This is a genomic window from Brevibacillus thermoruber 423 (assembly GCF_000454065.1).
Taxonomy (GTDB): Bacteria; Bacillota; Bacilli; order Brevibacillales; family Brevibacillaceae; genus Brevibacillus; species Brevibacillus thermoruber.
Map to the genome: position 1 here is coordinate 266228 of NZ_KE695653.1, position 14032 is coordinate 280259.

Consider the following 14032-nt stretch of genomic DNA (forward strand, 5'->3'; position numbering starts at 1 on the left):
CCCCGTCCCGCCGCACACCGCCGGGGCACTTACCGCTGCAGCAGCCGGTCGTAGTAGATGTTCACGATGGAATCCAGCGGCTTGCGCTGTTCGACGACGGCCAGAATCTTCTCCAGATGCTGCGGGCGCACCAGATGGCCGAGCGGCTGCGGAACGCGGGCAAACTGGCGGAACGCTTCGCGGGCCAGGGCATCCCAGTACGCGTGATAGCGCAGCAGATCGTCCGGCATGACCCTGACCCGGTCGGTGCCCGTTTCCGGCAGGCAGTCAAACGGTTCGTCCAGATTGAGCGTTCCGTAATCGTCGGTAAGCTGTTCGCCGGGCTGAATGTCCCGGGCCGCCAGTTCCAGATCGTAGGCCGTGCCGACGCAGTTGGCGTGAAAGCTGTGGTTGACGAAGCGGGCCTTATCCCAGCAGAGAATGTACGCTCCATGCTGATTGCGAAACGAGTATTTCAACACGTCCTGCTTGCGCAGCGGATCAAGCGATTCCACGTAAGACGGGTCCAATACCTGATCGAGATCGTCCAGCACCCAGACGATGGTTCCCTTGGGAATCAGCTTGGTGGCAAAGACTCCGTACCCGATTTCATCATGAATATACCGCAGTTCCGTATCCGGATGCATCATCGTCTCATTTCCCTCCTTGGCGAAGCGGCCCTGTTTTCTACATCATAAGCAGTCCGGCCGGCTCGGGTGTGTGCAGAGAAAAAAGTTTTCCGCCAAGAGAGGGAGGATCGGACGATGGTCACAAATACAACAGAATTTTTTCATTTTATTATTAAACATCGGGACGTTTTTACCGATCTAATGAAAGGAGATGTGATTTTTCCAAGTCGATTGGACTGCTTGCACCGCGGGATGAAATGAGGATGGTCTCATTTCCCGTTTTCTGAATTTCAAGACCAGGCATTGATATCGAAACGGCAAACCCGGGGAAACCCGGCGGCGCAAAGCTACAGGGGCTACCTCCGCCGCGTGCGGACACGCCAGCCAGTTACCGAAGTATTGATGTAGGACAGACCGATGATCCTATGTCATCGGTCTTTTTATGTAAACAAGCGGTTGCAGGCCATAGGGGGAGGTGAAGCGCCAGACGTACGGACCATCCATCGCAACTCGCTTCTACAACAAGACAAAGGAGGAACGATTGTGAAAAAGTTCTGGACAAAAATCAGCGCGCTGGGTCTGGCCGGCGTTTTAAGCCTGTCCGCCTTCGCACCGGCGGGAAATGCCGCCAACCGTCCAACCTCCATGTCGCCGAACGGCATGGTTACCTCGCCGCACTACCTGGCTACCGCCGCTGCACTGAAGACGCTGCAGGAGGGCGGAAACGCGGTAGATGCCGCGATCGCGGCGGCTTCCACGCTGACCGTCGTCTATCCCCACTACACCAGCATCGGCGGAGACAACTTCTGGCTGATCTACAACGCAAAAACGAAAGAACTGCGCGCCCTGAACGGCAGCGGCCGTGCCGGGGAGAAAGCGACCATCGAGTTCTACAAGAGCAAAGGGTACGATAAAATCCCGTCCCGCGGTTACCTGGCCGCCAACACCGTCCCCGGAGTCGTTTCCGGCTGGTGGGAAGCGTACAACTACGCCCACAAGGAGATGAGCGGCAGCAAGATCCCGTGGAGCAAACTGCTGGAGCCGGCGATCGAATACGCCGAAAAAGGCTATCCCGTCTCCCCCAACCAGGTGTACTGGACCAAGTACGCGACCGATCCGACCGACAACGAACTGAAAAATCTGCAGCGCTTCGAAGAGTTCCGCAAAATCTACCTGAAGCCCAACGGCGAACCGTACCAGGCCGGCGAAATCATGAAGCAAAAAGACCTGGCGGAAACCTTGAAAGTGATCGCCAAAAAAGGGGCGGACGGATTCTACAAAGGCGAAATCGCCAAGAAAATCGTCGACGACGTGCAGAAAAACGGCGGCCTGCTCACCCTGAAAGACTTTGAAACACACACCGCCACGTGGGCAAAGCCGATTTCCGTCGACTACCGCGGGTACAAGGCGTACAACGTGCCGCCCAACTCGCAAGGGATGGCCTCGCTCTCCATTCTCAACATCCTGAACAACTTCGATCTGAAGAGCATGGGCGAAGGCACCCCCGACTACTACCACGTGATTGTGGAAGCGACCAAGCAAGCCTTTGCCGACCGTGACAAATGGCTGACCGACCCCGAGTTTGCCGACATTCCGCTGGATTACCTGCTGTCCAAAGAGCACGGACAAGAACTGGCCAAGCGGATCGACATGAAACAGGCAGCCAAAACCGTGGAGCCGCTCGATCCGAAGGGGGACACCGTCTGGCTCGGCGTCGTCGACAAGGACGGCAACGCCGTTTCGATGATTCAAAGCCACTACTTCGACTGGGGCTCCGGCATCGTCGCCAAAGGCACCGGCGTACTGCTGCAAAACCGCGGCAGCTACTTCTCCCTGGATCCGAACCACATCAACCGGTTGGAGCCGGGCAAGCGCACCTTCAACACCATCAATCCGGCGATGCTGTTTAAAGGAGACAAGCCCTACCTCCTCTACGGAACCCAAGGCGGGGAAGGACAGCCTCAGACCCAGGCCGCCCTGGTGACCCGCATCGTCGATTTCGGCTTCAGCGTACAGGACGCGATCGAAGCGCCGAGATGGCTGCACGGACGCAACTGGGGCGCTTCTTCCAACAACCTCAAGGTGGAAAGCCGGATTCCGCAGGACGTCCTGGACGAACTGATCAAACGCGGTCACCCGGTCGAGAAACTGGAAGCCGCCTACACGGATCAAATGGGCCAATCCGGGGCGATTCTGATCGATCCCGTCACCAACGTGAAGTTTGGCGGCGCCGATCCGCGCGGAGAAGGAGCAGCACTCGGATATTGATTCACTCCAGACTGCCGGGAATGTTCCCGGCAGTCTGAATGCTTTCACGCTTCAGACGTTCGAACAGGCCTCATCATAAAAGGAGGAATTCCCTCGTGTTTGTCTTCGGCAAACTTCGAAACAAACTCATTGTTTGGTTTCTTGTCGTAGCGATCATTCCACTCATCGGCACCTCCCTGTACATCACCACCAGCAGTTCGGCAATCATCACGGACAAGCAGCGGCAGTCCTACATCGACCTCGCCCAAAGCACCGCCGTCGCGATGGATCAATACCTGGACAGACGGATGACGGAGGTTCAGGTGCTGGCCCGCTCGTCGGACATCCAATCGACGGACGCTGCCGCGAAAAACCTGTTCATCCGCTCGTTCACCGAGGAAATGAAGATCTTCGACGGCAACACCTTCATCTCTCCGGACGGGAAAGTGTCCGCCGACACGTTTCCGAAAAGCGTCGGCATCGACTTGTCCGAACGACCGTTTTTCAAGGACGGGATGGCCGGAAAATCCAGCTATTCCGATATCGTGATCGCCAAGACGACCGGCAAGCGATCCATCGTCGTCGCCTCCCCCGTCAAGAGCCAAAGCGGCCAAATTCTCGGCGTCCTGACCGGTCTCGTCAACGTTGACCAGTTTACCGATACCTTCCTGCAAAATCTCAACCTGGGCAGCGGCGGGTACGCCATTCTCGTGGACAACAAAGGGCTGATTCAAGCCCATCCCAACAAAGAGCTGATCGGCAAAGCGGTGGATGAAGCCGGCCTGCCGCAGGGGTTGGCCGAGATCCTCAAGAAAGGCGGCAGCGAGACGGCCTCCTATACCTACAGCGACGCCGGCAGCGAGTACATGGTCGCCTATGCGCCTATTGCGAAAACGAAGTACGGCTTGTTCCTGCATATCCCCGTCCAATCCATTACGTCGGCCGTGACCGCTCTCAACAGCAACATCGCCGTCATTGTGGTCATCGTCAGCGCTCTTGTGATCGCGATCGCATTCGCCGTGTCGCTCCGGATCACGCGGCCGATCAAGGAAGTGGCCACCGTGACCAAACGCATCTCCGATGGAGAACTGACGGTGGAGCCGCTCCGCATCCGCACGCAGGATGAAATCGGCCAACTGTCCCGGGCCGTAAACGCCATGGTGGAAAATCTGCGCACCATCATCCAGCAGGTGAACGCCAGCGCCGAAAATTTGGCTGCGTCCGCGGAAGAGCTGACCGTAAACGCCGAACACACGAGCAAGGCCACCGAGCAGATCGCCACGACCATCCAGGAGGTGGCGTACGGCGCGGAGCGGCAGGTGCAAAGCGTGGAGGAAAGCGTCCGCGCGATCCAGGAGGTGTCCTCCGGGGTTCAGCAAATTGCCGCCAGTGCGGAAAACGCGGCAGATTCCGCCCTCAGGGCTTCGCAAATCGCGATCGACGGCAACCAGACCATCCAAACCGTCGCGCAGCAAATGCAGTCCATCAACGAGACGGTCAACCAGATCGCCCGCATCGTCAAACGGCTGGGTGACAGTTCCCAGGAGATCGGTCAAATCGTCCAGGTGATCACCGACATCGCCGAGCAGACCAACCTGTTGTCGCTCAATGCCGCCATCGAAGCGGCGCGGGCCGGCGAACAGGGACGGGGATTTGCCGTCGTGGCGAACGAAGTCCGCAAACTGGCGGAACAATCGGCCCAGTCCGCCCAGCAGATCGAACAGCTCATTCTGGCCATCCAGCAGGAATCGGACCTGGCCGTTCAATCCATGGAAAAAGGGACAAAAGAAGTGGCGCTCGGGATCGAGGTCGTCAACGAAGCCGGCAAGTCGTTTGAACAGATTCAGGATTCCGTGACCCACACGGCCGACCAGATCCAGAAAGTAAAAGACCACTCCCGCCAGATGACCGCAGGTACGGAACAGGTCGTCCAGTTGGTCACCCAAATCGCCGAAGTGGCGGAAAATTCCGCAGAAGGAACGCAAAGCGTCTCCGCCGCCACCGAGGAGCAGTTGGCCTCCATGGAGGAAGTCACTTCTTCCGCCAGCTCGCTGGCGAGAATCGCCGAAGAACTGCAGGCCCACGTCAAACGCTTCAAGATATAAGCAAAACGGAAAAAGGCACCCGTGCAGCGGTGCCTTTTTCTGCTCCCCGGCTGTCCCGACGCAAACCGCGGCCGTGAGGACAATTCCTCACGGCCACTGTGATTCGATGCTCAGCGAAGGGCCAGCATCCGGTCCGGATGGTTGGTGCAGATTTGCACCTGCGGATGCCACTTCATGATCGTGCGAATCGCCTCCGGGTCGTCCACCGTCCAGGCGATGACGCCAAACCCCTGGTCGATCGCCTCGCAGGCCAACTCCCGGGTGAGAAACGGATAGGACATGGAGAGCATGTCCGCTCCCGCCTGCCGCAGTTGTTCCAGGATCATGACCGGCCGTCCGTATACGATCAGCCCGGTCTTGACCTCGGCGTCCAGCCGCCGCACCTGCCGGATGAGCTCGTGGTCAAACGAGGTGAGGTACACATCCCGCTTCATCCCGTGCCGATCCAGCAGCGTCAGCACGCGTTCCGCCAGTCCGGGATGCATGTCGGCCGCCGTTTTCAGCTCAATGTTCAGCGTGCACCGTCCCTTCGCGGCAGCCAGCACCTCTTCCAGCGCGGGAATCCGCTCGCCGGCAAACCGCTCGTCAAACCAGCTCCCCGCGTCAAGCTGGCGCAGTTCCGCCAGCGTCAGATCCTGCACCCGTCCGCTGCCGTTGGTCGTCCTCTCCAGCGAAAAATCGTGGAACAGGACCGGCACGCCGTCCTTGGAAAGCTGTACGTCCACCTCAATCGCGCGAATGGCCGGTTCCGCCAGCGCGAACCGAATGGCCGTCATGGTGTTTTCGGGCGCCTTGCCCGACCAGCCGCGATGCGCCATGCAGACGTTCATGCAACGTCACCTCGCTACTTTTTCAGCAGTTTCTCTCCTTTTTCCACAACCTTGGCAATCGCTTCGTCTACGGTCGCCTGTTTCAGCACGGCCCGCTGGATCTCCGTCATGATGACTTCCTGCAGTTCCTTATAGCCGGGGACCATCGGACGCGGTTGGGCGTACTCCAGTTGTTTGACCGCCACCTGGAAGTTCGGCTCTTTCTGGTATGCTGCTTTCATCTCGTCCGACTCGACCGCTTCCTTCGTCACCGGCATGTACCCGGTTTCCAGCGACCAACGAATCGTCTGCGGGGTGTCCGTCATCCATTTGATGAATTCCCATGCCGCCTTTTTCTCCTCATCCGAAGACTTGGCGAGCATCACCAGGTTGGCGCCGCCAGTCGGTACCCCGTAACGCTTGTTGGCCGGCAGGAAAGCCGCCCCTACTTCAAACGTGGCGTTCTCCTTGAGCGCGTGCAGGTCTCCGGTCGATGTAAAGATCATGGCCACCTGCTGGTTGAGGAAATCCTGCTTGGCCACGTCCCAGGCGTTGTATTTTTCGCCCGGCGGAGCCTTCATCACACCTTCCTGCAGCAGGCTGCTCCAGAACTCCAGCGGCGCTTTTCCCGCTTCGTTGTCGAGCGCCACGCTCTTGCCGTCTTCGCTCAGGATGTTTCCGCCGCTCTCAAAGACCAGCGCTTCGTAGAACCAGATGTCGATCGGCGTGGAGAAGCCGTAGGTCGTCGTCTTGCCCCCCTCTTTTTTGGTCAGGGCCTTGGCGTACCGGCGCAGTTCCTCCCAGGTCTTCGGACCGTCGGGATCCAACCCGGCCGCTTTCAGCTTGTTGCGATTGACGTACAAGAGCGGGGTGGAACGGTTGAACGGCACGGCGTACAGCTTGTCGTTCCAGTAGGAGTTGCCCATCAGGCCGGGAATGTATTTGTCTTCCTCCCCGTTCGCGTAGGGCCCCAGGTCCTGCAGCACCTTGGCGTCGGCAAACGCGCCCACCGAAGCGATCTCCACCATCGTCACGTCGGGCTGGTTTCCGGCTGAGACGGCGGCCAGCACCTTGGCGTGGTTTTCATAGTAGCTGCCTTGATAGGACGGCTTGACGACGATGCCTTTGTGCGTGTCGTTGAATTGTTTGACCATCTCTTCGATCACTTCGCCGTTGCGGCCGCCCAGCGCGTACCAAAAGTCGATTTCCACGGGCTTTCCGGCATCGGCTGTCTGCTGCTGGCCGCCGCTTCCGGAACCGGACTTCTGTCCGCCAGCCGCCTCCTGCTTGCCGCTGCACCCGGCCAGTACGGCCGTCACGGTCAAAACGCACGCCAGTATGGATACTCGAACCTTTTTCACCATGCATACCTCCTTTTTCTGATCGGGAAGAAACGCGGGTGTTCCCCTTTATTTGGATGAATAGACAAATGCGCTGATGATGTGCCGCTGGGCGATGAAAAAGATGGCCAGGACCGGCAGCACGAGGATCATGTTGCCCGCCATAATGACGTTCCAGAGCTTGCCGCCTTCCGCCGCCTTCAGCATGGAGATGCCGATCGGCAGCGTCCGCACGGCGTCGCTGTTGGTCATGATCAGCGGCCAGAAGTAGTCGTTCCAGTGATAGATGAAGCTGAACAGCCCGAACGTGACCAGCACCGGCTTGGCCATCGGCACCATGATCGTCCACATGATGGTCCACTCGGAGGCATTGTCCAGCCGGGCGGCTTCGATCACCTCGTCGGGCACCTGCATGAAACACTGGCGGAGCAAAAAGATTCCAAAGGCGCTCGCCCCGTACGGCAGAATCAGCGCCCACAGCGTATTCACCAGCCCCCACTGGCTCATTTCCACATACACCGGCAAAAAGACCACCTGGGGGGGAATCATCAAAGCAATCAGGGTCAGGCCAAACAGCAGATTCCGCCCGCGAAACCGGTAGCGGGCAAAGGCGTACGCGGCCGGCACGCCGGTCAAGAGCTGCAGGACGAGAATGCCCGCCGCCACGAGAAAGCTGTTCCAGACGTAGGTGAGAAACGGGCCGGATTCCCACGCGATGCGGAAGTTCTCCAACTGCCACGACTCCGGCCACCAGGTGGGCGGGAACCGGTACACCTCCGGCATCGTCTTGAACGCGGTCACAAACATCCAGAGAAACGGAAACACAAAGATCAGGGAAACGACGGCGAGAAGCCCCCACTCCACCACTTTCCACGCCGCACGTCCCGCATGTCTCATACAACCTCCTCCTTCCTCCCGGCGATCCTGTTCGAATCCGCCGTTATGCCCGGCCGGATCAGGGGCCCGTCAGCGGTAGTGGACCCGTTTTCCCATCAGGCGGAAATGCAGCAGCGTCAGCAATCCGACCATCCCCAGCAGGACGACGGACGCGGCGGAAGCGATGCCGCCGTTGTAGAAATCCATGCCCTGCTCGTAAATGTAGAAGACCAGCATGTTGGTGCTGTTGACCGGACCGCCCTGGGTCATGATGTAGATCGTGTCAAACACCTGAAACGATGAGATCGTGTTGATCACCAGCAAAAAGAACAGCGTGGGCGACAGCATCGGAACCGTGATGCTGACCAGGGTGCGCCACCACGGAGAGCGATCCAGGGCGGCCGCCTCGTATATGTCGCGGGGAATGCTTTGCAGCCCGGCGATGAAGACCACCGTGTTGTAGCCGACCCCTTTCCAGAGGCTTACCACGATCAGCGACACCAGCGCGCTTTTCGTGTCGGTCAGCCAGGTGTACGCCGGCAGTCCGACGAATTCCAACAGGGCGTTGAGCAGGCCGTACTGCGGGTCCATCAGCCACATCCAGAGCATCGCGACCGAGACGAGCGAGACGATGTGAGGGCTGAACACGGCCGCCTGCACCAGACCGTACACCCTGGCCCTGCGGTTGAGCCACAGCGCCAGGAAAAAGGCGATGACGATGCCGAGCCCCACCGTGGCGAGCGTGTACATGAAGGTGTTGGCGAGCACCTGACGAAAATCGGCGTCTTCCCACAGAGCGGCAAAGTTGTCCAGCCCCACCCACTCGATCTCCTCCAGGTTGAGCAGCGACCAGTCGTGAAAGGACAAGTAGATCACATACGCGATCGGAAAGAAGAAGAAGACGGCAAAGAACAGCAGGGCCGGCGCGATGTACAGGTACGGACGAATCCGCTCGGCGATGACAAACCGGGCCGCCGGCAGCGCCCCCGCCGATTGCGCGTTCGCCACTTCTTGGACGGCAACGGCTTTGCGCATCAGACCACTCCTCCCGCCAGCGAATGGTTCCGCGTCCGTCCCTCCAGCCGTCCCAGCCGTTTCCCGGTCGCGCGGTCAAACACGTGGATGTGCGCCAAAGGCACCGACACCAGCACCCTCGCGCCGATCTCCGCCATCGTCTCCGTTTCCGCCTTGACCACGACGCGTCCTCTCTCCGTTTCCACGTGGTACAGCGCGTCCGAACCGAGAATTTCCCGTGAAACGATCGTGCCGCCGAGCGACCACGCCGCTTCCGCCGGGTCGGCCGACGCGCCGCCCGGCAGGAGGACCGCCATTTCCGGGCGAAACCCCCACAAGTGTTCGGCCCGCCCATCCGCCGGGACGACGTTCATCGCCGGCGAGCCGATAAACTGGGCGACGAACAGGTTGGCCGGCTCCCGGTACAGCTCCATCGGCGGCGCCACCTGCATGATCGTACCCTCGCTCATGACGACGATCTGGTCGCCCATCGTCATCGCTTCCACCTGGTCGTGGGTGACGTAGATAAAGGTGGTGCCGAGCCGTTTGTGCAGGCTGGTCAGCTCCACCCGCATCTGGTTGCGCAGCTTGGCGTCCAGGTTGGACAGCGGTTCATCCATCAGAAACACCTGCGGCTTTTTCACCATCGCGCGGGCCAGAGCGACGCGCTGCCGCTGTCCGCCGGAGAGCTCCGAGGGCTTCCGCTTGAGATACGGAGTCAGCCCGACCACCTCCGCGATTTCTTCCACCATCGTTCGGCAGTCTTTTTTCGAGTACCCCCGGTTGCGCAGGCCGAACGCGATGTTGTCGTAGACATTCATCGTCGGATAGAGCGCGTAGTTTTGAAACACCATCGCCACGTCCCGTTTGCCGGGCGGCAGATGATTGACCGGTTGGTCGCCGATCAGGATTTCCCCGTCCGTGACGCTCTCCAGCCCGGCAATCATCCGCAGCGTGGTCGATTTTCCGCACCCTGACGGACCGACCAGCACGGTAAAGGAACCGTCCGGTATGACCAGGTCCAGCCCTTTGACCACCGTCTGGCTGTGAAATGTTTTGGTTACCTGCTTCAATATCACTCGTGCCATCTGGCTCCATTCCCTCCCAGTGCCCTGACGGCCAGCATCTCTTCGGCAAAGGTCTGAAAATTGGCAAAGCGCAAGTCAGGAACGGCGTACGTCCACTCTTCCGCGCCGTACCACTCCAGCACCGCCGACTTGACGCCCGCTCCTGCGGCCGCCAGTACGTCGTAGCGGCTGTCACCGATCATCAGGGCCTGATCCGGCCGCATCTGAAGCAGGCGGAGCGCCTGTTGAACCGGTTCGGCGGACGGCTTGCCGCGCGACACGTCGTCGATGGTAACGACAACCTCAAAGAACTCCACCAGTCCCGCCAGTTCCAGCCCCGCGACGGCAAACTCGCGCTGCTTGTTGGTCACCACGGCCATCCGGTAACCGGCCGCTTTCAGCCGCTCCAGCCCTTCGCGTACGCAGGGAAACAGGCGGACGTGCCGGTCGTGATGCTCCCGGACGTAGGCGGCGTAGCTTTTCCTTACCGCCTCGCGGTCGTACGTCTCCCCGGCCGCCGCCGCGAGAAAGTCGTCCAGCGATTCGCCGAAACGCTTCAAGAGATCGTCCCGGCTGAACACCCCCGGCGCAAAGCGCTCCGCCGTACGGGCGACCGCGTCGATCACCGCATCCCGGCTGTCCAGCAGCGTGCCGTCCAGGTCAAACAACAGGCATTGATACATCCGCAAGACCCTCCTTCCATAAAGAATGGCTGCCGACAGAAACGGCGACGGCCCCGTGCTGGAGCGCCTGCACCATCTGTTCCCGTTTGCGGATCAGACCGCCGGCAATGATCGGCGTCTCCCCCAGCTCCTGCCGGTATTCGGCGATGACCTCCGGCAGCAGTGCCGGCATCAGCTCGACGGCGTCCGGCTGCGTGTCCTGCACCGACTGCAGCCCCGATCGGAGGGCGTCGCTGTCCACCAGAAACAGCCGCTGGATCGTCAGCAATCCCTGCTTTTTGGCCAGCTTGATCAGCGTGTTGCGGGTGGTGACGATGCCGTCCGGCCTGACGTAGTGGGCGACAAACGCGACGCCTTCCCGGTCATAGCTGATTCCCCCGATCCGTTCCAGATGCAGGAACACCGGCACGCCGTGCGTTTTGAAAAAGTCGACGTAACGCTTGATCACCCCGATGTTCCCGATGGACAGCACCACCGCGCTTGCCTGCGCTTCCGCCGCCTTTTCCAGATACTTGGGCTCCTTGACCGAGGCAATCAGCTTCTGCCGGGCCAGCCGCTCGTAAAATTCCGCTTGGTTCATCCAGGCGCGCCTCCTTTCGCCAAAACAAAACCCCCACGACATGACAATCGCCAAATACTTCTCGATGAGAGTGCTTGGAAATGATGTCGAGGGGTTTCTCCAGGGCTCCAACCGCGGGAATCGTTCACTTGTCAATTACGATGGTACCGTTGGAAAGTTAAGGGAACGTGAAGCGCGTATTAACGTTGGGCCAGAATTTTGTAAAGGAATGCCCGTTTGAGCTAGAGTCTCGCATGAAAAGGAAAAGCGTCAGACCTCACGACGAGAAAATCGTGGATCTGACGCGCTCTCCATATCCGTGTGTGATGTCAACTCTTTCCATCCGGACCGTGTAAAACCACCTGCCAATTTCCAAAAACCTTTTTCATTGTAAACACTTTTTCTTTGTCGAGTCTAGCGAATTGCAACAATACCTTCACCTCCGTGGAAGTATTGTCCGATTTCGTAACGCCCAACACCTTAAAGTCAAGTAATTTCGTAGTTTTCGCGGAATGTACAAAATCTCCGCGCTTAGGATAATAACTGCCGCTTTCTTTATAGACATACTCATAGGCTTTTTCACCTTGTTTGCTTACGATCAGCGATAAATATCTTTCAAGAGCTTTTTCGGGGGTGTTGTACCAGAACGTATAGACGGCATATACGATGGCAGCCAATAACACAGCAAATCCAGCGATTGCCTTCTTTCTTTTTCCCATTTGGATAAACGGACTGATTTGCACCAGATCCTCCCTCTCTTTCTATTTATTGGATATTTGTGTATAATCTTACACAATCATACTATCATTGTGCTGAGAGGAGAAGAGGGGGATGAAGGGGACGATACCAATCACGGTAGTGTTTCTGCTCCTTCTTGCGTTGGTTGTGAGTTTTGTCAGAATCCCGTCTGCTGACGTAAGCATCGCTGGCCCCAAGGAGGACGTACGCTTTCTTTTCATCGGCAAGGGAGACAGTTTGGAATACAAGATTCTCACCACGGATCAAAGAGATGATTGCCGCTCTGCTACATGATTTGGAACGTACGTGGAGCACGCCGATAAGAACGGTGCCGAATGGTGCAGCTGCATACACGATCATGTTTGACAGTGACAGCGATCCCATCCATACGGGACATAACGGATTCATCATCTATTACCCTGAATATGACGTGTATTCCTTTATTGATCCTAGTCGAAACATGGTATACAGCCTTTCATCTTCGGAATCCCTTAAAAAAATCGTTCAACAACACGAAACTGGATCGTGAGATAATAAAATCCCTCGTGCCATCACACGAGGGACGTTTTATGGATGGGCTCCCTATTCCACCGCCACGATCGCATCCAGCGCGATGCGCGCCTCCGCCTCAATCGCTTTGGCCGTCGTTTCGGTATGAGGGTTGTACGTTTCCAACAGGTCGGCGTCGGCGTAGCCGTCGATCGCCAGGATGGAGCCGGCGCGCATGCCTCTAAGAGCGGCGATCACGAACAGCGCCGCATTCTCCATCTCCACGGCCAGCACGCCCGCCTGTTGGTACAGCTTGTGGGGAAACTCCACGACGCCGCTGTAAAACATGTCCATCGTCAGCGTCACGCCCTCGGCCACATGGAGTCCCGTGTCGCGCTTCGCGGCGGCGGCGGACAGCGCATCGACGACGCGGCGGTCGGCCACGGCCGGGAAGCCCGGCGGAACCAACTGGCTGGTCAGTCCGTCCCGGCGGACAGCCGCCGTGCTGATCACCAGGCTGCCCGGTTCGATCGCTTTTTGGTAGGAACCGGCCGTTCCGACGCGGATGATCGTTTTCACGCCGCCTTTGGCCAGCTCTTCAAAGCAGACGGCCGCCCCCGGCGAGCCGACGCCGTGGCTGACGACGGCCACCGCCGTGCCGTTCCACGTTCCCGCATAGCTGTGGTATTCCCGGTTTTCCCCGATCGGCCTGCTCTCGTCCAGCAGGGCGGCGATGCGGGCCGCCCGCTTCGGATCGCCGCAGACGATCGCGCGCTTCGGCAGGTTTTCCGGGTCAACTTTCAGATTGGGCAGCATCATCAATCAAACTCCTTTTTCTCCCATTCGTCTTCCGGAATCGGCAGGGCTTCGCCGGAGAAACGCTCTTCGCGGAACGGGTCGCCGTTCAGATGAAAACCGTTTTGCTCCCAGAAGCCGGGTTTGTTTTCGTTCATGAATTCGATCCCGCGCAGCCATTTCACGCTCTTCCAGAAATAGAGGTGAGGCACGATCAGCCGCAGCGGCCAGCCGTGCTTGTCCGTCAGCGGCGCTCCGTCAAAGGAGTGGGCCAGCAGCACGTCGTCCCGGTCCAGGTCGGTCAGCGCCACGTTGGCCGTGTAGCCGTAATCGCCGTGCAGCATCACGTACCTGCCCTGCGGCGTGACACCGGCCGCCGCCAGGAAATCGCGGAAACGAACGCCGGTAAACCGGTTGTCAAACCGGGACCAGCGGGTGACGCAGTGGATGTCGCAGGTGATCGTCGTCTGCGGCATCGCCATGATGTCGGCGTAGGAGAGCGTTACGTCCCGGTCGACTTCCCCGAAGACCCGCAGCGTCCACGTCTCCAGGTCGTAGACGGGCACCTCCCCCTCGTGCAAGATCGGAAACCGCTCCGTCAGCACCTGTCCCGGCGGCAGCCGCCGCGCCAGGGCCGGATCGACTGTGGGCACCCTCATCCGTTTGATTCGCTCTGCCTTGTTCATCTTCTCGTTCCCTCCC

Annotated in this window: 14 protein-coding genes and 1 riboswitch; of the genes, 3 read left to right on the forward strand and 11 right to left on the reverse strand. The window is 59.1% G+C overall.

The annotated features are described in order from the left end of the window. Window positions 1-29: 29 nt before the first annotated feature. Window positions 30-629 carry an SET domain-containing protein gene (locus M516_RS0118615; RefSeq protein ID WP_029100453.1) on the reverse strand — a complete coding sequence of 200 codons (600 nt, stop codon included), beginning with the start codon at window positions 627-629 and terminating at the stop codon, window positions 30-32. A 285-nt stretch (window positions 630-914) separates the two neighbouring features. Then, a riboswitch (cyclic di-GMP riboswitch) is annotated at window positions 915-1004 on the forward strand. Between the two features lie 249 nt (window positions 1005-1253). Between M516_RS0118615 and ggt the strand changes: the two genes are divergently transcribed. Then, a complete protein-coding gene (gene ggt / locus M516_RS0118620; protein WP_238551012.1) occupies window positions 1254-2876 on the forward strand; it encodes a gamma-glutamyltransferase in 1623 nt (540 codons plus the stop codon). A gap of 95 nt (window positions 2877-2971) precedes the next feature. Then, entirely contained in the window at window positions 2972-4960 is a 1989-nt protein-coding gene (locus M516_RS0118625; RefSeq protein WP_029100455.1) for a methyl-accepting chemotaxis protein, read from the forward strand. A gap of 110 nt (window positions 4961-5070) precedes the next feature. Here the strand turns inward: M516_RS0118625 and M516_RS0118630 are convergent, their stop codons facing one another. From M516_RS0118630 to M516_RS23915, 8 genes are all read right to left on the reverse strand, one after another. Continuing rightward, on the reverse strand, window positions 5071-5790 hold the full coding sequence (locus tag M516_RS0118630) for a glycerophosphodiester phosphodiesterase (protein WP_029100456.1): 720 nt from the start codon (window positions 5788-5790) through the stop codon (window positions 5071-5073). 14 nt (window positions 5791-5804) lie between these two features. Then, complete coding sequence (locus M516_RS0118635; protein WP_029100457.1) at window positions 5805-7133, reverse strand: ABC transporter substrate-binding protein; 1329 nt, start codon at window positions 7131-7133, stop codon at window positions 5805-5807. Between the two features lie 45 nt (window positions 7134-7178). Continuing rightward, window positions 7179-8006 carry a carbohydrate ABC transporter permease gene (locus tag M516_RS0118640; RefSeq protein ID WP_029100458.1) on the reverse strand — a complete coding sequence of 276 codons (828 nt, stop codon included), beginning with the start codon at window positions 8004-8006 and terminating at the stop codon, window positions 7179-7181. Between the two features lie 69 nt (window positions 8007-8075). Then, a complete protein-coding gene (locus M516_RS0118645; protein WP_081656601.1) occupies window positions 8076-9020 on the reverse strand; it encodes a carbohydrate ABC transporter permease in 945 nt (314 codons plus the stop codon). Continuing rightward, window positions 9020-10087 (reverse strand): ABC transporter ATP-binding protein, encoded by a 1068-nt coding sequence (locus tag M516_RS0118650; RefSeq protein ID WP_029100460.1) that lies wholly within the window; start codon window positions 10085-10087, stop codon window positions 9020-9022. Before M516_RS0118650 ends, M516_RS0118645 begins: the two co-directional genes overlap by 1 nt. Beyond that, window positions 10075-10749: an HAD-IA family hydrolase gene (locus tag M516_RS0118655; RefSeq protein ID WP_029100461.1), complete on the reverse strand. Its 675-nt coding sequence runs from the start codon at window positions 10747-10749 to the stop codon at window positions 10075-10077. The genes M516_RS0118650 and M516_RS0118655 overlap by 13 nt, the downstream gene beginning before the upstream one ends. After that, window positions 10727-11329, reverse strand: a complete 603-nt coding sequence (locus M516_RS0118660; RefSeq protein ID WP_029100462.1) for a glycerol-3-phosphate responsive antiterminator — start codon at window positions 11327-11329, stop codon at window positions 10727-10729. The genes M516_RS0118655 and M516_RS0118660 overlap by 23 nt, the downstream gene beginning before the upstream one ends. 308 nt (window positions 11330-11637) lie before the next feature. Further along, the gene (locus M516_RS23915; RefSeq protein ID WP_051188296.1) at window positions 11638-12051 is read right to left on the reverse strand and encodes a hypothetical protein; all 414 of its coding nucleotides are present in this window, start codon (window positions 12049-12051) and stop codon (window positions 11638-11640) included. 88 nt (window positions 12052-12139) lie between these two features. Here M516_RS23915 and M516_RS0118670 point away from each other — a divergent pair, with 88 nt between their 5' ends. Next, window positions 12140-12340 carry a hypothetical protein gene (locus tag M516_RS0118670; protein WP_029100463.1) on the forward strand — a complete coding sequence of 67 codons (201 nt, stop codon included), beginning with the start codon at window positions 12140-12142 and terminating at the stop codon, window positions 12338-12340. A gap of 288 nt (window positions 12341-12628) precedes the next feature. Here M516_RS0118670 and M516_RS0118675 read toward each other — a convergent pair whose 3' ends face one another. Beyond that, complete coding sequence (locus tag M516_RS0118675; protein ID WP_029100464.1) at window positions 12629-13351, reverse strand: nucleoside phosphorylase; 723 nt, start codon at window positions 13349-13351, stop codon at window positions 12629-12631. Window positions 13352-13353: 2 nt separating this feature from the next. Continuing rightward, complete coding sequence (locus M516_RS0118680) at window positions 13354-14016, reverse strand: sulfite oxidase-like oxidoreductase (protein ID WP_029100465.1); 663 nt, start codon at window positions 14014-14016, stop codon at window positions 13354-13356. Between the last annotated feature and the right edge of the window lie 16 nt (window positions 14017-14032).